Origin of the sequence: Paenibacillus kribbensis, from assembly GCF_001705305.1 — a bacterium.
GTDB classification, from domain to species: domain Bacteria; phylum Bacillota; class Bacilli; order Paenibacillales; family Paenibacillaceae; genus Paenibacillus; species Paenibacillus kribbensis_B.
Map to the genome: position 1 here is coordinate 16,267 of NZ_MCBP01000002.1, position 24,578 is coordinate 40,844.

Here is a 24,578-nt window from a genome sequence, read left to right on the forward strand (position 1 = left end):
CTAACTTCCTCCTATTGAAGCTCCTTTATAAGCAACTCCAGAATGGTTTTTGCACGAGCCTTCCAATCATTATTGACTACGAAGTTTTCCAGTTGCCCTTGATCATAAAAAGGGAGTTTCAATGTATCTATATCAATTAAATATTCTCTTATTTCCTCTAAACTATTATATAGATAGACTCCCTCCTGGTTTAACAGTCTTGTTTCTTCACTTTCTACGGCTAAAGTTACTTTATTTAGACTTAAATATTCATAAATTTTAACCGGATTAATTGTATCAATTCTGTCCGAATTCCTCAGAAAAGGGTATAAGCATACATCAAAAGCCTCAATGATTGCACCAATTTCTGATTTGGGGACTGGCTCATAGTATTTAATTCTGCTATGCTGACCCAAATTATATGTCAAGTTGTTTCTTCCAACCAAACATACAATAAACCTTTCATCAAATTCAGTGATGGCTTTAATCATTTCTATATCAAACCAGTGGTCAATCGCTCCTACATAGCCAAAAATATGGTAGCCCTCATGCTTTAATCGTCTCAAGTCACTAGCAACCAAGCTATCTACATTTATGTTTAGTATAGCTGCATCCACAGCATTTTTCACTAAATAAGATTGTTTATTCATTGAGAGGGAATGCTTATGCAAATCATTACTCGTAGAAATAACAAGGTCCGCTTTGACAAGTAATTCAAGCTCCCACTTTTTAAGCAATTTTTTCATCAATGCATTGTTAGTTAGAAATACATAATCGTCCATTCGGTCAAACACAATTTTCTTATTATTAATGTGTTTAATAAGTGGATAGAAGACAGGACTTCCCAACCAAATAATATCCGCGCTGGAGACTAAATCTTGCAACTGTCTTTTTTCAAACCATTGATTCCAATGAAATATATCCAAGCTTTCTAAGCTTCTAGGTAACCTCAGGCTCCCAGAAGGTCTAAATATTTGGAGACTGTCGTTAACACTTTGCTCTCTTTTCTTATAATCCGAGTTTTGCCTGACTATACTGTTCAGTATGCTAATAGATGGTTCTACAAAAGTGATGTGAATCCCTAACATTTTAGCAAGCTCTTCAGCCAAGTGTTGCGGACGCTGCTTTAAATCACCCCAATAGATCGGAGAGAAATATAAAATTTTCAATTTAATCGCTCCATACTATTAAAGGCGCCCCCTATTTTTTTAAAAGAGGCGCCTTTAAAGTTTTATAATTATCTATACGCTCCTACTAACTGTCTTCGCAAATTCATATCATTTTCTTTTATTCGTATCAGCTCTTCATACGCTTCAATTGTATATTGTTTATACAAGATATCAATTTCTATGTCTCGATTTCGAGTCGGAAGCTTCTGCAGATGATCTAATTCAGCTTTAACAATTTCGAGATGATTCTTATCAGCTTCAAGATCTGATTCCATCGGGGCATATAGATCCTTTTGCAATTGATAATTAGTCAAAATACTGTTTCGCATTGTTTTTCTAACATGCTCTACCGTATATCGAGAGGTGTCCACATCATGAATGACTTTCATTTTAGGATTCAGCCCAACCTTGCAACCAATTTCTCGCATCGCAAAAGATACAACAATTTCTTCCCCTCCAGCGTAATTGTTACCTTTACGCCCATAAGCGCTTCTAAAGCCCCCAATTCGCATTAGCGCAGCATGTCTAACAGCAAAGTTGGCTCCATAAGGAAACTCCCACTGAAAGTTAGAATCTTTTATCTCTTCGCCTTCCACAATAAGTTGGCTCCAGAATGCTTCAGTTCCTGGTTTGACCACTTCAGGCCGCTCATCGTGTAAGTTGAGTATGATACTTCCACCCATTACCCCAATATCAGGACGATCCGAAAAGCCTTTAACGGTTTCCTCAAGTAAATTCAGACTTGCGATAGCATCATCATCAATATAGAGTATGACTTCTCCTTCTGCTCCAAATAAGCCAACATTTCGTGCAAAGGATAAACCTTTTAAAGGAGCCTCCATGTATCGCAAGAAAGATTCGTCGACATTATAGGTTGTTCTGAATTCACGAACCAAATGATGAATCTCATCATTCAGATAATCGTTATTGACAACAATAATCTCATAGTCTGCTTGATCCAGCGACTGCTCTATTGCAGATTTAATCACATTGGAAAGTTTCTCACTTCGCTGGTAAGTGCAAATAATAACCGATAATCTCCTATTATAAGCAGGTTCACTTTCAATTACCGCCTCAATACGGTATAGGTGATCGTTCTTAACTTTCGTATTTATAAGAGAGAACAGCACATCCATGTCCTGCGCAAAAAATTCATAGTTGTTATCGGTCTCACCATTCATTTTATCCTTTATTTTTAAATCCCAAGGATAATCCACTACAAATGTGTCAGTTGGCTGCTCTGATTTATCGATAAGCAGTGTATATAGAGATGCTGAAGCTTTAGAGCCAATCAATTCAAAATCATGGACTTCACCTGTTTTTATATATAAATAGCAAATAGGCGTTGCCAGATTAAGACCAATAATAGCATCTATTTCTTCTCTTCCAACCACTGTATGGCCTTTAGCTAAAACATAATTCTTAAATTCCTCGGCTTCAGTAGCATCCCCTTCGATGATCCATACTAATGGAGTAAGATAAAAATCTCTCCTAAAATCATCAAGCACCATGAGTTTGTATCGGTTTGATGTGATGCCAAGCTCTTGATCTAAAGCGGTCAGTGATTTATCATGCCAGCGGTAATCGTATATAGGCTCATCGAACGTCACATGCTTGAGTTCAAATAGAGAGTTCACTCTCATCCAATAGTCATAATCCTCAAGGGTATGCTTATAACTGGAATATTCACCCAACAATTTGGTTACCTTGGCTCTATACATAAAAGCCGCACCAATCGTATTGTTAGGATATACATTTAACTCCAGTGCAGACTTCGGCAGCATAACATTGCCACTGAACTGTGGCTCCTCATACCAGCCATGGTTGGAGATTACTTGACCATCAGCATCAATTAACCTCATATTGGCATACACCATTCCGATATTTTCATCACGTTTTAGATCTGCAACCATTTTCTCCAAGAAATTTTCGGGAAGAATATTATCTGCACTTGTCCAGGTATGATATTCACCATTAGCTAGTTTAAAGCCTCTGGATAATGTTCTTGGTATCTTGCGATTTTCCTGATGAACTACTCTAATACGATGATCTACTTTAGCATACTCATCAAGAATGTCTGCCGTATTGTCTTTTGAGCCATCATTAATAATAATAAGCTCAAAATACTTATAAGATTGCTGCAGAATACTATCAATGGCTTTTGATACATAATCCTCTCCGTTGTAAACAGGGAGAACAACAGATACAAGATCCTTCTCAAATTGAACCTCGAAATTATTGAGATCCAAAGAAAATGAATTGTCTTTAGCCAATTTATAGTTAAAAAATTTGTACTCATACCAAGTTAATAAGGAATTAGCATGTTCTACATCTTTCCATAAATCTACCGGCTGATCCAATGTCTTCGAATTTTTTAGTTTAAGAGATACTTTAGCTTTTATCTTTTTCAATAAAATGGTGGTGCCATAGCTTTTCCATACTTTATATCCTTTAACTACATAAATCATTTTGGACTTGTGTAAGATATGTTTAAGTTTATTCGCCATTTTCCACCTTTTAGAGTTATAAATATTGTGAAGCTCTGTAGACAACCTTCCATTATATTCTTCCAACTCGCTAAACTGGATTGTCAGTTCGTTATGTTGGCCAAATAGTTGTTTATATTGATGATTTAAAATTTCCAAACTGTTTTTCTCATCATGATAATCCTGCATGAGTTGGGCATATTTTTGTTCCAAGTCGTCTTTCTTTTCTGACAGAGCTTTAAAATCTGCCGATATGCTGCTTATTACTTTTTCCTGTTCATCTCGTGTTTGTATCAATGTGTTAATCTGATCCGAATGCTCGATAATTTGTTGCTTCTGCTGCTCTATCTCGTGTTTTTGAGCTTGATTGCGAGTTTGCAATTCATTAAACTCATTTTTCAAGCGCGTATGCCCCGCTCTATAAGCATGGTCTACATTGTCTTTTAGAAATTTGTCAATTACGTCCATACACTTATCTATCGTCTCTCTTCCTTTAACCGGAAACATCTCTAAAGTAAATTTCCTTCTTTTTTGTATTAGTTGATCATCTAAAATAGCATTAAGTAAAGTTTGCTTAATATCCCCATTATCACTCACAAAAGGGACAATGTTTTGCTGAACAATTTGTGCCTCCAAGGGTAAAATCCCCTCGAAAGATTCTGCTTGGGGGTGCTGGAATATTACAATTGGAGTATCAGTAAACAACGCATCAAATATAGCACCTGAGCCATCAGACAATATTACATCTGCTTCCTCTATTAAATTGACAAGGGAAGCCTTGTGATCAAGCACTTCAGGGATATGAGATTTAACTAGCTTAACTCGATCATGTTCCAAAAAAGATGTGCCATGATGCAGTTTCACCTTCATATTAAAGGCGTCTGAGATTTCGTCAATATGTTTCATAACAAGCTCAATAGACGACTCATCCCCATATGTCGGCAGATACAGTAAATTATACTTGTCCGTTTCACGCTTTTTCCTTTGGAAATTGGCGTATTTAATCATGCCTACGATGTCAGTCTGAGTGTACGCTGCCAAAACCGAAGAATCATATAACCCATTACAAAAGATAAAATCGAAATTCCGACTCCATGAATCCAGGTTCCAGTTCGGCTTAGCCATTCCATACTGGTATCTAAACTTATAATCCGACTTAACCTCTAAATAATAAGGAAGATAAGGATAGAATGCTATCTTATAAGCCTTATCAGGGACAGAATTGACCAAAGATACTTCTATACCATTGCTCTTCAAATAATGGTAAGTATCTAAGGACATGTCCCCCCAATCCTCTTCTTCAATTTGGGGAACATAAATATCACAAACGATCTGCTTTTTTTCACACTCCTCAATTAAAGGCCTTATCGTCTCATACAAAACAAGATTGTGAATGACAAAAGCTATAGATCTGTTCATATTCACTGCAAAACCTCTTCCTTTCAGGCAAAAATCCCGTACTTATTTTCTTAATTTTAGTAATGTTTCATTCAGTAAAGTCGATGATGTGCTCTTCGTATAGGGGAAATATATGATTTTCACCCCAACTTCTTTAAACTGTGACTCATACTGAACCCAGCGTTCATTTTGGAACCAATCATCTCCAACGAACATTACGTCATACTTTAATTTTTGCCAAACCTCAAATTTATCCATTGAGTCCTGAGGAATTACAGTATCAACAAAGCTGATGTTTCTGACGATCTCAATTCTTTCCTCAAAAGGAATTACTGCTTTTTTGTACTTGTACGAAACTAGCTCATCTGTTGTTACTCCAACAATGAGCTTATCACAGAGTGATTTCGCATTTCTCAACAAATTTAAATGTCCAATATGAAATAAATCGAAGACCCCGGAAGTATAGCCAATAATCATAAGATTTCTCCTAACGTAGTTAAATTGAAGTTAAACCATTTGTCGAATGTCGTCTTCCCTTCAATTTTTTCAGAAGATAGGACTCTTTCAAGTTGAACAGGAAAACCAACCTTTTTTCTGTTAACAATCTCCGCAGGGACAATATCTTTAAAAATTCTCTTTAGGGGAGCCTTAACAACCCCATCTTTCATTTTATAATTAGAGTCCACACCTGCAAGCCTTTCAATTAGTCTATAGTCCAAGAAAGGAGATCTGGCTTCTACCGAATTTAGCATTGAGGCGCTATCCAATCGTTTGAGTAATCCTCTCAAATGGGCTTGTTGAAAGAACGCAGCTACAATTTTTTGAGGAGACTTTAGCTTCATAAAAGGTGCCAATGCATCTTCAACAATCTCTATATCATCCTCAGACCCATAGGTGTAAAGATCGCTAAAGGCCCGGATATCAAAGTCTGTAGTACTACTAGCCCATCTGAAAATACGGTCATAGCCAAAGAAAAGCTCATCCGCACCTTCTCCACTTAATATAACAGTATTTTTAACAGCTGCTTGTTGAGTCATGTGATATAGCAGCACCTCGTTAGGCACAGACAGAGGCTCCTTTTTTACAGCAATAAGCTCGCGAGCTAATGGTAAAAAACGGTCTGGATCAAACAATATCGGATGATGAATAGTGTTGTATCTTGTTGCTGCGATTTCAGACCATGGAAACTCATTATAATCTTCAAAACCAACTGTCCAGGTATGCTCTACTTTGGCCAGTGCGGTAACAATCGTGCTATCCAAGCCTCCACTTAAGTAACTTCCAATTTCAACATCTGCAATCTTGCGATACTCTACTGCAGAACGAATTAAAGATTCAAGTTCCTCATCGGAAGGCGGTTCTTTCTCCGAGTAATCAATTTCCCAATATTTAATAAATTCCCCGTTCTCATAATAATATCCTGGTGGAAACTCCTTTATTTCATTATAAATAGTACGATCATTAAAGAAGCATCTCATCTTTTTATATTGTCTTACAGCTTCTTGATCTATAGAAGTTTTGCGAATAAGTGGGAGCAATGGGGCAATTTCAGAGCTAAAGATAAATTCTTCTCCATATCTGTTATAATAAAGCGGTTTTACCCCCATACGATCTCGTGCTGCAAAAAAGGATTTCTTCTGCATGTCTAAAACAATAAAACTGAACATTCCATTAAGCCAATTCAACATTTGGGGACCATATTGAATGTAAAGCTTCAATAAAAGTTCAGTATCTGAGTTTGTTCTCATTTGAATTGAATAAGCGGAGGCTAAGTCTTTATAATTATAGATTTCTCCATTAAATATAATCACGTATCTTCCATCATCAGAGAAAAAAGGCTGATCACTTCTTTGATCCAAATCTAAAATACTTAACCTGTTGTGCCCCAGCATAAAATTTTCATTCTGATATACACAAAGTGGGGCCGTAGGCCCCCTGTGTATCATTATATTTAACGAATTAAGAAATGCTTCTTTATTTATGACTACATTAGAAAACAATATCCCACACATTTTATCACCAGCCCTAATTAATAACTTGCAAATCTATCGTGTTATCTACAAATATTAACCCTGGTACGTAATTATTCTCTGGCTTAGGAACCTCAAACACAACAGCTATGCTTACACTATCCAGATAAACAGGCTCAAAAGGTTTGGGCTTTAGGCCAACAGAGATGGTGTACTTACCACTTTCAGATAATAAATTGCGAAAATTAAAGTTAACCTCAAGAATGCCACCCGCCGACATTTTCGGAACTAACTTTGCTTTATTATAAATATTCATTCCGAATACATCCACACCCGTATGGTTTCTAACCATGTAGCCAATGGTTCCCTCAGAATCGATATCCTTATAATACTGTGCTACTAAACGCAAAGTAACCATTTCGCCAAAAGGGACCTGGTTAACTACTTCCCCATTGACTAACAAATCTGCTCTTATAAAACGTGCATCTCCCGTTCCGGAGCGAAACTCGTTGGCACGTTTTTCAAAAACAGGATCCTCCTCCAACAGTAAAAGCGTACTTTCCTTATTGGCTTCAGAGTTTACAAACATATCCAAAGATTGAACGCGTTTCATGTCTGCAATTTCCTGGTTAATAATATTCTCGTAAATCTGCGCAACGCGTTTCACTGGACCAATCTCGACCATGTGTCCTTTATCGATGAGCAAGGCTGTATCACAAAAACTTTTAATGGTGTCCATAGAATGAGAGACAAATAAAACCGTACTTTTTTTAGAAAGCTCCTTCATTTTGGTGATACATTTTGCCTGAAAATAAATATCTCCAACAGACAGGGCTTCATCTACAATCAGGATATCCGGATCAACATTGATAGCCACTGCAAAAGCTAATCGGGCAAACATACCACTGGAGTACATCTTGACAGGTTGATTAATAAAGTCACCGATGTCAGCAAAGGATTTAATATCTTCGACCTTCTCATCCATCTCGGCTTTGCTATAGCCCATAAGCGTACCATTTAAAAAAATGTTCTCCATCCCGGTTAAATCGGGATTAAACCCAGCTCCCAATTCCAACAGAGCGGCAATTTTCCCATTCACCTTAATGCTTCCACTGGTGGGTGTAATCACGCCTGTAATCATTTTTAAAAGGGTGGATTTCCCCGAACCATTTTTACCGATAATCCCAATCGCTTGTCCCTTTTTGATCGAAAAGGATAGGTCGCTGATGGCTTTGAAATCAGAATGATATTTCTTTTTAAAAGGATGAATGGCCTCTTTTAAGCGTTCATTGGGATTATCATATATTTTATATATTTTAGTGACATTATTAACTTCCACAGCAATGGATTCATTCTGAGTCATACGTTTCTCCTCACAATACATCAGCAAAATGAGATTTCATTTTTTTGAAAATTTTGATCCCTATAGTACCTGCGACAATCACAATAGCCCAAAAGTAGAGCGTCATGAGTGGATGCTCCCAGAACCATTTGTGATTGATAAAAGTATCACGATATCCTTCAACGATATAAAAAACAGGATTTAATTTAAAGAAGAACTGATACTTCTCCTCAACAATATTCAAATTCCAGAAGATAGGTGTAAGCCAAAAGAAGAGTTGAATAAATACCCCTACAATTTGACTGACGTCCTTTACAAAAACAACCAATGTAGCTGTTATGTAAGAAATAGATAAAGTAAGAAAAATCGTAGCTAATAGATAATAAAGAACTTGAATGTTATAAATCGTAAACTCAACATTGTATATTTTGAACATGAGGAAAAGGACAATAATAAAAAATACATGTACAAAAAGAGCAGACAAGATTTTCACCATTGGTAGTAAGCTGACGCGGAAGACAATCTTCTTTACCAGATAGTTATTTTCAATAATGCTATTGGTTGCCGTTGACAAGCTTTCTGAAAAGAACAGCCAAGGCACCATCCCTGTTAATAACCATAGGATAAAGGGAGTATCTCCAATCGGCATGTTTTTAAAACCAACCTGAAATACAACCCAATAAACAAGTATGGATACCATAGGATGTATAAAGGCCCAGAGTACCCCCATAAATGAGCCGAGGTATCTGGATGTTATATCTTTTTTAGACAATTCCCATAGTAACTTTAAATTTTTTGAAAAGTTTTGAGTTAAATTCATACGAGTATGTCACGACCTTAAACATGTTTTGGTAGTCTCTTACACTACGTTAGTGTAAATTTTTGACATCTTCTTGCTTACGATATGGCTCATACAGCCACGATATGCTAAAATGATGACGTATCTACAAGAAAAGGAGATTGTAAACCTTGTCGAATCCAGTATACGGGAAACAAGCCCAAACGTCGACCCGTGACGATAAAAGGCCGGCTATATTTTGGGTGTTAATTGTTGGCATGATTTTGTTTTTAGCTTGGGCCCCCTTCCAGGCTGCGCTTTTTAATGGGCAAATGCTCGACTTTGAGAAGCCTCTGTATTGGGCCTTGATCATCAGCACGATTCTGCTGATTTTGGGAATCGTAACCTATTATAAGAAATTTAAGCTGGAAGAGCAAAGGGATTGGCTGGCTGTATTGGTGCTGTTACTTCCTCTGACTTATGTGCTTTCACTGACTTCAGCAGCTTCACATTACCTGGCCATGAATATGGTGGTGGTACAGTGCATATATGCCGCCCTGTTTATCATCTCAATCTATCTACTCCAGGATCGCTTAGGCAATAAGATTATTCACAATCTGATTATGACGGTTGCTTATGTCATTGTAGGCTTTGGCTTTATTAACTGGTTCGGACAGTGGGTGCTTGCCGGCAAGTTGGTAGGCTGGCTTAGCCAATATGTGTACCATGACCGCTATACCAATGCAACTATGATAGATACAAATGGACTCCGGCTGACATCAGTGTTTCAATATGCGAATACATATGCCGCTTTCCTGATGGCTTTCCTATTTGCAGCCGTATTTTGTCTGATGAAGTCAAAATCGTGGTATGGCAAAGCTACACATGGCTTCATGTTGGTGCCAATCCTGGTCTCGCTATTCCTAACTTTGTCACGGGGCGGCCTGGTTATGCTGCCAGTTGTATTCGTGTTGCTTTTGCTTTTCTTTAAACCGGCACGACAAATCATATGGATTATACATTGTGCCATTGCTGGTGCAGCGTCGATATCTATCTTAACACCGATCACGAATATGGGATTACAACTTGATAAAGCCTATAACGGTGGAGAGGCAGCCAAGGGCTGGGGATTGCTTATCGGGGTCTCCCTTGTTGTAGCTGTCGTCCTGTGGCTTGTTGAGCGTTATCTTTCGCCAAAACTGGAGAGCACCCTCAAGGGTTGGGCCTCTCGGAAGTTTTCTAACTTGTGGCTACCTGTCGGTTCAGTTGTAGTAATTGGCTTGCTGGCTTTTCTGCTTATTGGTACTGGCCTGCGCAGCGTACTGCCGGAGAATGTACAGGTCCGGTTAGAAAATATCAATTTCCGCCAGCACAGTGTACTGGAACGACTTGTATTCTATCAGGATGCTGCCAAATTGATTAAAGATCATCCCGTTATTGGCACCGGCGGCGGCGGTTGGGCTACTTTATACGAGGAATACCAAGATTATCCTTATAGTAGCCGTCAGGCCCATAACTTTTTCATGCAGTACCTGGTTGAAGTAGGTATTCTCGGTTTTGTAATTTTAATGTCATTCATCTTATATATTTTCTACAAATATATTCGTAGCTATATTAGACAAAAAGATGAAGAGCGGGATTCTCACTTTCTGTATCTTATTTTAGCACTCTCGATCTTACTCCATAGCTTGCTGGACTTTAATCTGAGTTACGTGTTCATGGGCATACTGGTATTTATGAGTCTCGGTGGTATGGCCGCTGCTATGGACAGCAAGCCTCTTAAACGCTTGTCCATGAGTGCCTCCGGTTTTCGGATCACGTACAGTGCAGTCATTGGTATCCTGAGTATCGTCGTGCTATTCTCAGGTCTTCGCTTTGTGCAATCGGCTAATGCTGCCTCATATGCCAAACAGATCATGGCGGTCAGCACATCTTTTGAGGAAATCCAAAGTGCTATTAATAAAGATCTTGAACTTCGTCCTACACACCCGGACTCGGTTCTGAGATTGGCTGCACTGTACAAGAATGTTTATGATCAAACGAAAAAAGAGGAATTTTATACCGCTGCAATAGAGGTACTAAATACGGGCCTGAAGGCAGAACCGTATAACAAAGCCATGTTCAACTCCAAAATTTCGCTTTTACAAATGAAAGGTGAGAATGAGCAAGCTTTCAGCATTTTGGAAAATAATATTTACAAATTTAACTGGGACAATGATTGGTACAATATGTTAATTACCCAAGCTTACTACCTTGGAGATCAGGCGCGTGGGCAGAAGGATACCGCCAAGGAACAGAAGTATTTCCAAGCAGGTCTTGCTGCTTATCAGCAGGTTCTGGATGGGGTAGCCCATATGAAGACGATTCCACCTGAAATTGAGTTGACACGTACCTTTGAAGTAACTCCAGGTATTGCGCTCAGTACTGGCAAGATTGAGTTCATGTCAGGTAAGCCTGCTGAGGCTGTCAACATCCTCAAAAACGGCTTGAAGGACGATCTGAGTGATGCTACGAATCGTGAGGTCGCTCGCTATTACATTGCTGCCCTACAACAGCAGGGCCAAAACGACGAAGCTTTATATAACAAACTGATTCAGGCTGATCCGAAGGAGAAGGAGCAAATTGAGCAGTTAAAGGCCTTAAAGCTCTAGGTATACCGTTTAGCATTGAACGCAAATACAGAGATGCACCAACAAAAAAAGGAACGCAGAAGTTTTTCACTTCTAGCGTTCCTTCCTTTATATCCTGAGTTTTATTTCCTCCCGCTATGTGATTAATAAACTCCTTCCCCAAACACTTTCCTCGGATTCAAGGGTATCCAGCAAAGTCATAGCAATACCTGAAACCCCATCCAATACTCCTACGAAATCCAAATGTTTGACCGATTGAGTATCCTTTACTATATCCCAAAAACCAAATGCTGCTCCACTATCGAACATTTCAACGACTTCTAGAAGCAAACCTCGGGCATATTCACGCAGCTCGACATCTCCCGTATCCAGATACATCTGATGGGTGAGCTTTATTAATCCCGAATAGCCATGACATACCGTTGGAGAATATATGCTCCAACGTTCACGAGGACGTGCATATATGGATTTGAAGGCATCCACAGCGAGCGACTTTAAGTCTTCGTTCTCCAGAGCCCTCCCTGCCAACCATAAGCTTCTAGCAACCCCTGGAGTTCCATAACACCAGGCTTCACGTTCTGTTTCATCGGGAATGATTCCGTTCATATACTCTTTGTAGCTTATATTATTGGGCCAATACCACCCGAAATCATTTTTTTGCTTCCAATGGTCCAGCCACGAACTGTATCGCTCTATAGCCTCTTTATGGCCTGATACCCTCACATTCTGATGCCAAGCTATCGACAGTAATGCCAACGGGCCGGGAATCCCATGAGCCAGCCCCAAATTAAAATATCCTTGAGGATACCTCAATTGCTCATGTGAAGGCAGATTGCGAACGGGAATATACCAGCCTGGAAGGAATTCACCCTTCCAAGCTCTCTCTTCACTTAACATGACAAGATATTCAAGAACATCTCTAAGGAGATCTCTCATCTCCGGTACATCTGGGAACAATAACAGGTATCTACCTATTCCACTCCATCCCGAAATGACATCATAATCATGAAAATTGACCCCTGTTTCTAGATTGTTTCTTGAGCTTTCCAACAGAGCTACGCCATAGCGAATGATTAAATGATTGATCTGTTGAATAAAACTTTGGTATTTACGAAGTTTGTCAGATAATGCATAAGCCGTAAACCCGATGCCCGACAGCCCGCTCCACAGCGATAAAGAGATGTTCTCCTCTAGTTTAAGTGCTTCTCTTGTATTTATAAGATATTGATGTGCATATCGTGTAAATGTATCCTCTTGAAATACAGCACCCAGCCTCCCGAACAGTAGACTCACTGCTGGATAGCCACTCGCAAGACTTATGTCATTCCATTTATAATCCTCTTGTAGAGCTGTTTGATTCGTCTTTGATGAGCACATAGCCTTTACGAATTCCGGATCTGCTAATCTTCTTGCAACCTCTTGTACAATCTCCAGAATAGTCTGACGCAAATCTTCCGATATTCCCATTGTGATCATACTTCAGCACTCCTTATTATTCATTCGCTTTGTGTACTTCTGAGCATGGTTCAGATGATAAAGAGCGTGGCTTAATAGTGACATTACTTTCGCCTCCTTCGCTCGATCCGTGCCCAATAATCTATTCAGGTGCATGTGGATGAAACTTTCCATAATATCCAACAAAGGCCCATCCCCGCATGTTTCCTCTTTTTCCTGGAAGAAGCTCTCCTTATATTGCTTTAGTTTCTCCCTGCGAGGTTGGAAGCGCTCTATCATAAATTCACCATACTCATAAGCTCTCAATGAACTCCATTGATCTGAAACATCGCATATTGACATGTACCATGTACGACTCTTTTGGAATGCTTTGGTATGATTGTTATGCCACTCTTTCTGTTGCGACCATTCAACCTGTTTAACTAATGAAGGCATCCATTGGTTTAACATATCAACAATACTGATTAATGCAATATCTTCCAAATCAATCCTTAACTTCTTGTTATATTGCAAAAAGATGAATTCGGAAGCGAGTTTGGAATCCTCGGCAAAAATCTCCTCTGCCAATTGAATGAAGCTGTCTCCGCCGTATCTTTCCGCCTCTGGCACGTATGTATCATACACAACCTGGTTCAGCAGTCCTTCCTGCTTAAGCTTGTTCGCCCACGATTGAATAGCAGGAATCAGTTGTGCACACAACATCGCTGCATCTCCATGAAATCTCACACGTACATGGTCATCAGGATCTCTATATCGAACGATAAAATATTGATCAATTATTTTTTGCTTTTCTGCCAGTTCACAAAACGGTCTGAGGTAATTCCCAATAAATTCTCTTTCCCGTTCAGACATGCCATACAGCTTGACGTAAAGCCATTCGTCCCCTGGGAAGTAGGCATTCATCATACTGGTGCTGATAGTGTTATGCATAACACTCGGCTGAACAAGATCCTTTAATCCAGATGGGACTACCCCATTCATTCTCACTAAAGGAATGACATACTCTGCAATGTGGTGTCCTTTCGTGGACTCTCCCCATACTTCATTCCATTCAAAACCGCATTCAGTCAACAATAGGGATGCTGAGCCTGAAAGCTTTCGATATTTATCATATAGTTCGGATATGCAAAAATCATGCGTAGTATCCATTAATAATCTGTTATCTGCAATGGTTATATACACGTATCGCGGAATACTCCACTCTTTCCTAAACCTTTCAAATGCATGACTCCAATCACTTTTGGTATGACACTCCTGAAAAGCCTCCATATCTGCATTTAAAGACCACATCGCTGGTGAAAGAATAGTATTACCGTACCTTATGCGGGGAAGGAACGGGAATCCCGAGAGGTTTCCCCATTGAAATAATGAAATGTTTCTTTGCCCCTCCTGTTGAATTTCACGTAAAAATCGATAAATATTAGGCGCTCTGTAATAATTCAGCATATTGGTGGCCACCGGGATCACTCTCTTATTCAAAGAACGTGACATTAAATAAAAAGAGTTGTGTGTACAACCTACATATAAATCGGATAAAGGAATGGTTGCCGCTCGATCATCTGTGTAATCATTCGTCCCAAGGATAATCTGATGAGTGCAGGATCGATTCGTTATAACGACGTTGGAATGCCTACTATTAATTGTAAGATAGATAAGTTCCGCAAAAATCACGTTTGGATCTTGATCAGGTTGTATTTCATAAATACTGGAGATTTGCCCTTGTGCAAGTTCATTTAGAATCGGACCAAATCTCCCAAACGCTTTGCCTGCACCTGAGTCTCCTGAATTGGGATTTACAATCAATTTATATCCCTTCTTTTCCAGATCGTTTGCATCCGAAGCGGCGATGGTAACATACATCTCCAAGGATGGCGGAGGCATAAGATCAGATGGCACGCATTCTATTTTTTTGATTTTTTCATCTGTAAGCTCAATTTCGATACTACCTCGTTTGATCGCTTCTGCAACCCAGCGTGCTAATTGTTTATCTCTGTCCGTATTGGCAGCAGGCATTTCCCAGCTACGTTTGCTCACAGGATATTTATAATCTGGAGGAGCTCCTAATCCCATATCTTCATCCAACAGTTCTAACAAGGGAATCTGACGATGTAATCCATATTTCTCAATAAAAGCACTCCGATAGGTCTCAAGATGCGGATTGCACACATCATTCGATAGTCTCCATAAGATTTCGGCAGCTTTAGCAACCTCTTCCGCTATATCGTGGCTTAAAGTCGCGCTTGTTATAGCTGTTTCCATGTCAATTTGGAGCGGATCTTTGCTGGGAAACATTTCATTGATGCTGCTGCATATGTTCGTATATAGCTCTTCCCCCTCACCTACAGAGGTTTGATTATATTGCTGAATGTGGTTATGGATCTTCTGAATGGAGGCTTTGAGATCGTCTATGCCTGTTATCGATGCGAGTTGCCTTTTTATATATTCAAACGGCATTTCAGAGTTACGCATGGATAAGGGGGGCCTTAAATGACTTATTAAAAACTCTTGCTCTATTAACTTCATTAAAAAATCAAATAGCTGTTCTTGATTCATAGTGGGGAACTCTTCTTGCATTTTGTTCATTAGCGTCTTTATAGGAACGGGCTTTTTCGCACAGTGAATGGCATAATCCACAAACTTGGAAATGCGGATTGAACTGCTTTTCATTTCATCAGTGGAATCACTATGATCTATATAATTGAGATAAGGTAACTTCACACGGGAGCCGGAAACATACAAGATCGGATTCGTACGAACTTTGACTTGTTCAACGACATGCCTCTTACGTTCCAAACCCTTTACGAGATCCATTAACCATTGCATATCTGGGCGTGCTATTTTTCGATTACAGCTCAAATCTCCTAATACAAGTTTGTTTTCACTTTCAAAAGAACCCATGGCAACTCCAGCAAAAACACCGTAAGGGGTAGCCCGTGTTGAAAGCCTAATCATATAATGAGCTAAGGCTTTGATAATCTTATCTACTTTCTTTAAATTGGGATTGTCCAGTATTTGATTAACAGAGCTCATTAACGAGGGACTGGCAATTGAAAGCGCTTCACGGATAATCGGATCTTTTACGATATGGAACAGCTTGTTCTGCAAACCTTCATCCGAAGGTTCAATAAATAATTTTTCATACACTTCAACAGGCAACAACGGAATTCTAACTAAAAAAAATTCCAAAGCTCTGAACATATTCATATCTGTATTCCTGCTCTCAGCACTCTTCATAGCACATAAACCTCCTTAACATAAAATAACCCCAGATATACGAATCATATCTGGGGTTGTTTTTGCAACTAAACACAGCAGTTACAAGTCACATAGTTATTCCAACTATAGCAAGAAGAAGCAGAGCAGGAAACAGTGCTGGTAACGCTACATTTAGGTGCCGAATTAGATGATAAAGCACTAATCTGCAAGTCCAAATCAAGGGTGTCTTTTTGTTGCAAAGTGAATAGTTCTAAAGGGTTCATCTTTATACCTCCTTCGCAAAATAAGATAATATTTGGAATATTGCTCTCTTATTTTAATGGAGGAACTTAAAAATCCAAAATTTCATTTTATCGCATACAATTACAATTTTGTTACATTTACATCAATTTCTTCAATAACCTTTCTCATATAAGCCAATACTTCATCTTTAATTTCGTTATGCTGCAAGGCATAATGGATGGTTGTTTCAATGAAGCCCAGCTTTTCACCAACGTCATGGCGATTGCCATCAAATTCGTAGGCCAAAATCGGATTCTTTTCTCCCAGTTTGGATAATGCATCCGTCAGCTGAATCTCTCCGCCTACGCCAGCAGATTGCTGACCCAGGATATCAAAAATATCAGGCGTCAGGATATAACGCCCCATGATCGCCAAGTTGGAGGTTGCTTCTTCTTTCTTCGGCTTTTCTACCAAACGTTCTGCTTCTGAGATTTTGGTGGTAAGTGCATGACCTTCAACAATCCCGTACCGATGAACCTCGTTCCAATCCACTTGCTTTACACCTACAACAGAACGCTGATACTCATCAAAAACGTCAATCATCTGTTTGAGACATGGATTCTCAGACTCAACGATATCATCACCCAAAAGTACGGCAAAAGGCTCATCCCCAATAAACTTGCGTGCACACCAGATCGCATGCCCCAAACCTTTAGGCTCCTTTTGACGAATATAGTGGATATCTGCCATCTCGGATGGTTTGCGCACTTCATTCAGCAGATTCCATTTTTCCTTCGATGTCAGATTATGCTCCAGCTCAAAGGAATAGTCAAAATGATCCTCAATTGCTCTTTTACCTTTACCAGTAACGATAATGATATCCTCAATACCAGATGCTACAGCCTCTTCAATAATATATTGAATTGTTGGTTTGTCTACGATCGGAAGCATCTCTTTGGGCATCGCTTTCGTGGCAGGCAGGAATCGGGTTCCCAGTCCAGCAGCTGGAATGATTGCTTTACGGATTTTCATAGGTTAAACTCCTTTTCAACAAAACTTACTAAATTATTCAATAATTTGAGTAGCGCTTGTAAATTACTAATAGTTTATTATAGCACTTCGTTATTGCAATGTTATATAATTTAAGTAAACCATATTATAGATTAAAAAAGATAGGAATTTGAGTACCAGTTAAGCCAAAATTTGAGGAGAGAGTTCTTTGGATTCAATAATTAGTAACCCCGTTTTAACATTAGTTATTCCCTGTTATAACGAAGAAGAAGTATTGCCTGAAACGATAAGCAGGCTTACGGTCATTCTTGAGGAGTTAGCAGACAGTCAGCTCATATCCAGACATAGTAAAATGTTGTTTGTTGATGATGGCAGCCGTGATAAAACATGGGACATCATAGCATCATATAATCAGAAAAACCCTTTTGTCAGTGGTCTCAAATTGGCGAAAAATGCGGGTCATCAAAACGCTTTATTATCTGGGCTAATGGAAGCTAAAGAAACCTCCGATTGCGTAATATCCGTTGATGCAGACCTGCAAGATGATCTCAATGCCATCCAAGAATTTGTTATCAAGTTCAAAGAAGGCTATGACATCGTGTATGGAGTCCGAAAAAGTAGAGCTACCGACACATTTTTCAAACGTTCAACTGCTCAAGGCTTCTATCGTATTATGAGTAAGATGGGAGTCAACATCGTATACAATCATGCTGATTACCGTTTGATGAGTAAAAGAGTTCTCCAGGAGCTTAGCAACTTTAAAGAGGTTAACCTCTTTTTACGAGGGCTGGTTCCGTTAATAGGATATCGATCTACTGAAGTGTATTATGATCGACATGAGCGCTTTGCAGGAGAGTCCAAATATCCGTTAAAGAAAATGCTTGCTTTTGCTTTCGATGGAATCACCTCGTTTAGTGTAACCCCAATCCGACTTATTTCGGCTGTGGGTTTTGCAATGTTTGGAGTAAGCTTATTAATAGCTGCTTATACCATCATTAGCAAGTTCCTTGGTACCACCGTCTGGGGCTGGTCTTCATTAATGCTGTCGATCTGGTTTATAGGGGGTCTACAGCTTGTTGCACTCGGACTCATTGGCGAGTATATCGGTAAAATATATAAAGAAGTAAAACAAAGACCTAAATATATTATTGAGACCATTTTAGATTCCCAAAGCACCCTGGACGCTGAAAAAACAAAAGTTAAAAATAGCGAAAGGGAAGCTGTGGCTGTCCAATAAACAGATGCGAACAGGTGAATACATTGACTTTATTTCAGAATAGCTTCTTCCGTTTTCTTGTGGTGGGTGTTTTAAATACACTATGCGGTATGTCCGTCATGTTCTTGCTTTTTAACCTGGGGACTAATTACTGGTTATCGACCTTTATTGGTAATTCTGTGGGTGCTACCGTCAGCTACTTCCTAAACAAAAGGTTTACTTTCAAAAATAGTGCAAGCCACGGGCAGACCCTTTGGAAATTTATATCTATCATATTGATATGCTATTTACTATCGTATTGCCTCAGCTATCTAATCAGTCACTTCCTTGTCTCTAATTTAGACATCAAAAACAGCGGAGTTCTAGGCAATCTCTCCATCCTCATCGGGAATATTTTTTATACTTTAATTAATTATGTTGGACAAAAGTATATTGTTTTTTCCCGAAAAACGAAAGCCCAAAAGGTATAATGATACGAGGTTTATAGCGATTAATAATAAACTCATGGTTAAAAAAGCAGGGTATGTGCTCTTGATGCACATACCCTGCTTTTTGCTTTTTCTACATTCAAATATCAAAACTAATATGAAAATGCTGTGCTAGCCTATTGCCATCCTCTTACTTCACCAGCTGCCCACGTGTAACACCCAATTGGTTCGTCGCCTTGAGCGTCTTCCAAACCTGCGTACCGCTGATTTCTCCACGCAGGGCACGATTGTAGAGATCGATGACCTCGTGTACTTGCTCCGGTGTCTCCTCCAAAAACTCTACGCGGTAGCGGGACACACCCAGCTCCATAAAGTTGGACAGGTACTCGGCACCGGATTGCTCGATAGCATTGTATACCGTATTGCGGCAGCCTTCGTCCACGCGAACCGGGTGAGACATGCCAATCCGGTCACGCAGGGAGGCACGGTGATCCTCACAAGGACGACCACAGTTGGTGTAGTCCGTGCCTTCACTCATGAAGGTACAGTATACGCAGTGTTCGGTATGGAACATCGGCATATGCTGCTGGATGACAATCTCCAGCTTGTCGGTACGCGTTCGTCTCAGCATATCGACCATCTGCTGGATGTTCAGATCATACGACGGCGTAACAAGATCACAGCCGGAATCCAGGAACAGATCAGCCGCCTTATGGTTGGCAACATTAAGAGAGAAGTCACCAATCAGCTGCGGGTGATGTGCGTCCGGGTTCTCCAGGCGATGACGCATGTAGAAATACAGCGCACCCGGATTGCGCACCAGCACAGCATCCGGCTTCAGGCGCAGTATGTTGTTGTGATAGCCGTTTTCACCCGGCATGTGAATACGCGGGGTTACCAGCGCAATTCGGCGTCCTGCGCCGTGCACAGCCTCTACGGCTGCCGGGAATTGCTTGATGAACTCGAAGTCGGCGTAGATGAACTCCACGCCGGCCTCCAGCGCAGCCTCAACCTGCGGGAGGCTGCGGCACAGCGCGGTCAGCTCCGCCCGACCGCGTACCACAGGCGATGCCGGAACGGATGCATCGCCATACACCTCTACCGCCCGCTTCGTGTACACGGGCGGTTTGGGGCGCTCGCCCGCGAGCAATTCCACCGCCTGACGGCGGATGCTGTTCAGCTCGCGCATCGGCACGATGACGTCCCCATGCAGATGGACGTCCAGCTCTTCCAGCTGGAACACCGTTCCGCCCAGTCGGCCGAACTGCTCCTCGAGCAGCTCGTGCGTCATCGGACGCTTCTGGGCGATTTCCAGTTCCAGCTCGGAATCCACGCGGACCGTTGTGCCCTTCTGCACGTCGGTCCACCAGGTCGACAGCGGCTGCCCTGGGGAGCCGCTGACACGCACATGTACCGGGAAGACACGGTACGGCTTGTCCGTTTCGTACGACTGGCGCAGACGCTTGTCCAGCGCCGGGTCGTTGGTCTTCCAAATGCGGTCGCCCACGTGTACACGGCGCAGATCCACATCGTTGCGTCCCGCTACGATGTCGATGATCCAGCCTTCTCCGGCTTCGCCTTCAATTTTCACGCCCTTGCGGCGGATATCGTATACGCGTCCGCCCTCTTCTTTTTGTGTAGGATCGCCCGCATCGAATACAATACCATCGCCACGCTTCAGCGGTGCATCAATACGGCAGACTACACCATCACGAAGAATTTGCTCCACTCGGCCCAGATACACCCCCCGGCTTTTCGGGAACGTACCGTCAACCAGCTTTTTGTTATTCGTTCCTTCCAGAAAACCGTGCGTAAAGCCGCGTGAAAAGCTCTGCTGCAGCTCACGGATATCCTCTTTGCTCGTCTTGGACATATCGCCATCAAAATACTTGTCAATGGCCTTGCGATACTTGCTGACCACATTCGCCACATATTCAGGCGTTTTCAGTCGCCCTTCGATTTTAAAGGAAACCACACCTGCGTCGATCAGCTCAGGTATCAAATCAATGGCCGCCAGATCCTTGGGGGATAGCAGGTATGTCACATCGGCCATCGGCTTTTGCTCTCCATCCACCATCAGATCGTAAGGCAAACGACATGCCTGTGCACACTCACCACGGTTAGCAGAGCGTCCGCCCCACATTTCCGAAGTCAGGCATTGACCTGAATAAGATACGCATAACGCACCATGTACAAACACTTCCATCGGAAGTCTCGCCTGATCGCCAATTTTTTGAATCTGTTTCAGATTATTTTCGCGACCAAGCACGACCCGTTCCATGTTGTACGGCTTCGTGAACTCTACAGCCTCCGGCGAGGTAATTGTCATTTGGGTAGAGCCATGGATCGGAAAATCCGGTGATATATCACGAATCATTTTCACCAAGCCCATATCCTGAACAATTAAGGCATCGACTCCGGCATCAATGCAGGCATCCACCAGCTCCTTGGCGTCCTCCAGCTCATTCTCAAATACCAATATATTGAATGTCAAAAAGCCTTTAACCCCGTAGCTATGCAAAAACGCCATAATTTCAGGCAGTTCATCCATGCGAAAATTGTTCGCCCGTGCTCGCGCATTGAACTTTTCGACTCCGAAAAAGATTGCATCGGCTCCATTCGCTACCGCCGCACGCATACAATCCCAGTCACCTGCTGGTGCCAGAAGCTCGACATCTTCTCTTCGTACTGCTGATTTCATTATTGTCCTCCCTATATGCTGAAAACGAGTGATCCCCATTGGCTAATCATTGTTTTCAGGGCAGCTATGCTGCTTACTTGAATCCTGTCTGTTTCTATCATCCTGTCCGATCATCCACACTCTGAACCATCGGTTCCTCGCATGAATTACATCCAACTCAAAAAATCCGCATCACAAACATCTGCGGCATAATCATTCTTATCTTGTAACTAATCTAGTGTACCAGACTGCGCCCCAAGCTTCTACACTTTCCAAGCGATTCCTTCAAAAATATCATACTAAAAACAAAAAAAACACCTCCATATCCGTCAAGCGGTGCTTTGGAGGTGAGTCATATAAAACTAGAAAGAGCGAAGTAAATATCGCTGCTCAGACTACTTCTTAAAAAAGGAAAATTAGGTAGGATAGGCAACCTAGTAAAACGTGCAGCCTTTGTTCTTCTCTGCCTCTATCCCCTCCTTGAGAAATTAGCACTCTTGTGGCGGGTGCCAGCGAAGCGGGCCATTTGAATCCGTAGAAGCGCAGCGTTCGCCTTTGACCTGGGATTCTTACATATAAATCACTTATACAATCCAAGAATCCCGGGTCAACAGCGATCGCAGGATCAAATGGCACGCGCAGCGCTCCCCACATAACTGCCTAATCTTTTCCCTATTTCACAAACATAAACGAATTCAGCGTCGAATCCAGTGCATTGGACTGCACAGCCGTGTTGTTCGCATCATTCAACGTTGTTGTCACGGTATATGTTTTCCCATTATGCTCCAGAACGATTTGGTGGCCTGTATAGCCGATGCCTTCCTCTACACGGTGGAATGTAAAAGACACAGCTGGAACACCAGCAAACGTCACGTCCTTAACCTCCTCAACCTTGAGGTTTTTATAGTTTTTACCTTGTTTATCATAAAAGTCCTTGAGCTGGGACACTGTTAACTCAAATGATTGATCATTGTCAATTTTGATGGAAAAACGACCGCCAGTAAACTTGTATTCCACATCGCCTAATTCAAATTGGTCGCTGACCGCTGTCCAGTACCGCGGAATATTGACCGAATATTCATAGGCTTTGGATGTCTTTTTGACCGTTTTCGTTTTGTCTGTCAGATAGTCGTCTTCTTCCAGCTGTCCGAAGTTGCTCGCTACGGTCTGGAAATCAATTTGAAGCGAGGAAATGAGTGCGTTGAACAGGTCATTCCCTTTGCTTACTTTTTCCGGCACCGCGTATTCCGCCAGATAACGGTATCCATTTTGCTGAATCAGCACATTGTATTCCTTAACCCATCCATCACCAAAATTATATCGGTACTCCTGGACCAACCCTTCAACGCCTGCAATCTTCATTGGATACGTCTTCTGTGCCTCATAAGCTGTGGACACAAATGAATCACTCAGCCATTTTTGCAACTGCTGACTCCAGCTCTCCAATTTACCATCCGCAGGAGCTGAGGTGACTTTCATATGGAAGCTCGATCCATCATTGCTCTCATACTGCATCCGCTGATCATCTATTTTCCAGCCTGCGGGGATGCTCAGTGACACACCGTAGTCCGAATTCCCGGCCTCGCGTGTGCCTCCTACGACGGTGGACAGGTCTTTGATACTCTTATCCTGCGCATTAAAGGAGGTTTTGAAGGAATTTAATAGTACCGCATATTGGGCCAGATCTTTATAGTTTGTGGCTTTGGCATCGGAAAAATAAACCACATATAGTCGCCCGTTATCATAATATTGACGATTTTCCCACAATACGCCGTCCGCATCCTTCGTAATGACACGAGCATAAGGCACCTTTGCTTTCGGGAAGGATTTTCGATCTACGACAGTTTCTCCCGTTTCTTTGGCATTCTGCACCAATTGTTGTAACAGATCATCCGCATTCAGTGGAACCGGCTGTGATGCTGCATGGACTTCCATATAATACGCGCTATTTTCGTCCATAAAGGTGGAAATACTCTCATCTCCACCTCCCTGACCAATGACGAGTCCTGTAGGATAGTTCATGGACCATTCGTAGTAACTATTCCCGATCTGCGTCTTGCCCTCATCGTTATCAATGTTCGGCGTCTCTTCAGCTACCGTGCTCGCCTCTTCTTGCGCTTCCATCCGAATGATGATACCTGCACCATTCTTCTCCAGCTTGCCGCCAAGTCCTTCCGCTACTTGACGCAAAGGCACCATGAGGATACCTGAAGACATTTCCGGCGGAGCAGGAAGGGTTACCTTGTGGCCTCTCACCCAGGCTGTACGGCTACCAATGGTCAGCGATACGATGCGAGACCCACTGCTGATTTTGACTACATTATCTTCAGCCAGCCGAATTTTGCTGTTAAATGCCTTTTTAAACACACCAGCAGGAACCATAAGTGCCCCACTCTTCGAGTACGGCTTCGTAATATTCGCATTCTGACCGTTCACGATGGCTTTATTGCTGCCGCTTTGCAGGCGCAGCTCCAATATGGTTGTATCACTACTATCTGCTGCGACTGCTGGCAAATTGGAAAGCAGAAGGGACAATGCGACAGCGCCGACCCCCAGCTTGCGCATCATTTTTCTTTGAATATGCTTCACGGTAATCTC

General features: G+C 41.4%; 15 protein-coding genes. 3 read left to right on the plus strand and 12 right to left on the minus strand.

Features of this window, described 5'->3' with window-relative positions:
- Window positions 1–11 precede the first annotated feature (11 nt).
- The 6 genes from BAZ21_RS03410 to BAZ21_RS03435 form a co-directional block, all read right to left on the minus strand.
- Entirely contained in the window at window positions 12–1,148 is a 1,137-nt protein-coding gene (locus tag BAZ21_RS03410; RefSeq protein ID WP_068497107.1) for a hypothetical protein, read from the minus strand.
- A 68-nt stretch (window positions 1,149–1,216) separates the two neighbouring features.
- Window positions 1,217–5,053, minus strand: a complete 3,837-nt coding sequence (locus tag BAZ21_RS03415) for a glycosyltransferase (RefSeq protein ID WP_256019603.1) — start codon at window positions 5,051–5,053, stop codon at window positions 1,217–1,219.
- Window positions 5,054–5,095: 42 nt separating this feature from the next.
- On the minus strand, window positions 5,096–5,509 hold the full coding sequence (locus BAZ21_RS03420) for an adenylyltransferase/cytidyltransferase family protein (protein WP_007432629.1): 414 nt from the start codon (window positions 5,507–5,509) through the stop codon (window positions 5,096–5,098).
- Window positions 5,506–7,044: an asparagine synthase (glutamine-hydrolyzing) gene (asnB, locus tag BAZ21_RS03425; RefSeq protein ID WP_068497110.1), complete on the minus strand. Its 1,539-nt coding sequence runs from the start codon at window positions 7,042–7,044 to the stop codon at window positions 5,506–5,508. The genes BAZ21_RS03420 and asnB overlap by 4 nt, the downstream gene beginning before the upstream one ends.
- A 13-nt stretch (window positions 7,045–7,057) precedes the next feature.
- The gene (locus BAZ21_RS03430; RefSeq protein ID WP_068497112.1) at window positions 7,058–8,365 is read right to left on the minus strand and encodes an ABC transporter ATP-binding protein; all 1,308 of its coding nucleotides are present in this window, start codon (window positions 8,363–8,365) and stop codon (window positions 7,058–7,060) included.
- Between the two features lie 10 nt (window positions 8,366–8,375).
- The gene (locus BAZ21_RS03435) at window positions 8,376–9,164 is read right to left on the minus strand and encodes an ABC transporter permease (RefSeq protein WP_068497114.1); all 789 of its coding nucleotides are present in this window, start codon (window positions 9,162–9,164) and stop codon (window positions 8,376–8,378) included.
- 149 nt (window positions 9,165–9,313) lie between these two features.
- Between BAZ21_RS03435 and BAZ21_RS03440 the strand changes: the two genes are divergently transcribed.
- A complete protein-coding gene (locus BAZ21_RS03440; protein ID WP_068497116.1) occupies window positions 9,314–11,773 on the plus strand; it encodes a Wzy polymerase domain-containing protein in 2,460 nt (819 codons plus the stop codon).
- Between the two features lie 114 nt (window positions 11,774–11,887).
- Here BAZ21_RS03440 and BAZ21_RS03445 read toward each other — a convergent pair whose 3' ends face one another.
- The 4 genes from BAZ21_RS03445 to galU all read right to left on the minus strand — a co-directional run bounded on the left by BAZ21_RS03445 (window position 11,888) and on the right by galU (window position 17,677).
- Window positions 11,888–13,228, minus strand: coding sequence for a lanthionine synthetase C family protein (locus BAZ21_RS03445; RefSeq protein WP_068497118.1), 1,341 nt, complete (start codon window positions 13,226–13,228; stop codon window positions 11,888–11,890).
- A 3-nt stretch (window positions 13,229–13,231) separates the two neighbouring features.
- Complete coding sequence (locus tag BAZ21_RS03450) at window positions 13,232–16,441, minus strand: lantibiotic dehydratase (protein WP_068497120.1); 3,210 nt, start codon at window positions 16,439–16,441, stop codon at window positions 13,232–13,234.
- A gap of 68 nt (window positions 16,442–16,509) precedes the next feature.
- Window positions 16,510–16,686 carry an FDLD family class I lanthipeptide gene (locus BAZ21_RS30180; protein ID WP_218061413.1) on the minus strand — a complete coding sequence of 59 codons (177 nt, stop codon included), beginning with the start codon at window positions 16,684–16,686 and terminating at the stop codon, window positions 16,510–16,512.
- Between the two features lie 100 nt (window positions 16,687–16,786).
- Window positions 16,787–17,677, minus strand: a complete 891-nt coding sequence (gene galU / locus BAZ21_RS03455; RefSeq protein WP_068497121.1) for a UTP--glucose-1-phosphate uridylyltransferase GalU — start codon at window positions 17,675–17,677, stop codon at window positions 16,787–16,789.
- Window positions 17,678–17,864: 187 nt separating this feature from the next.
- Here galU and BAZ21_RS03460 point away from each other — a divergent pair, with 187 nt between their 5' ends.
- Together BAZ21_RS03460 and BAZ21_RS03465 are read left to right on the plus strand one after the other, a co-directional pair.
- Window positions 17,865–18,893: a glycosyltransferase family 2 protein gene (locus BAZ21_RS03460; protein WP_068497124.1), complete on the plus strand. Its 1,029-nt coding sequence runs from the start codon at window positions 17,865–17,867 to the stop codon at window positions 18,891–18,893.
- A 62-nt stretch (window positions 18,894–18,955) separates the two neighbouring features.
- Window positions 18,956–19,342, plus strand: coding sequence for a GtrA family protein (locus tag BAZ21_RS03465; protein ID WP_256019960.1), 387 nt, complete (start codon window positions 18,956–18,958; stop codon window positions 19,340–19,342).
- Window positions 19,343–19,490: 148 nt separating this feature from the next.
- On the opposite strand, the gene BAZ21_RS03470 is transcribed toward BAZ21_RS03465, so the two are convergent.
- Together BAZ21_RS03470 and BAZ21_RS03475 are read right to left on the minus strand one after the other, a co-directional pair.
- Complete coding sequence (locus tag BAZ21_RS03470) at window positions 19,491–22,001, minus strand: U32 family peptidase (protein WP_068497128.1); 2,511 nt, start codon at window positions 21,999–22,001, stop codon at window positions 19,491–19,493.
- 651 nt (window positions 22,002–22,652) lie between these two features.
- Window positions 22,653–24,569 (minus strand): stalk domain-containing protein, encoded by a 1,917-nt coding sequence (locus BAZ21_RS03475; RefSeq protein WP_068497130.1) that lies wholly within the window; start codon window positions 24,567–24,569, stop codon window positions 22,653–22,655.
- Window positions 24,570–24,578: the final 9 nt, after the last annotated feature.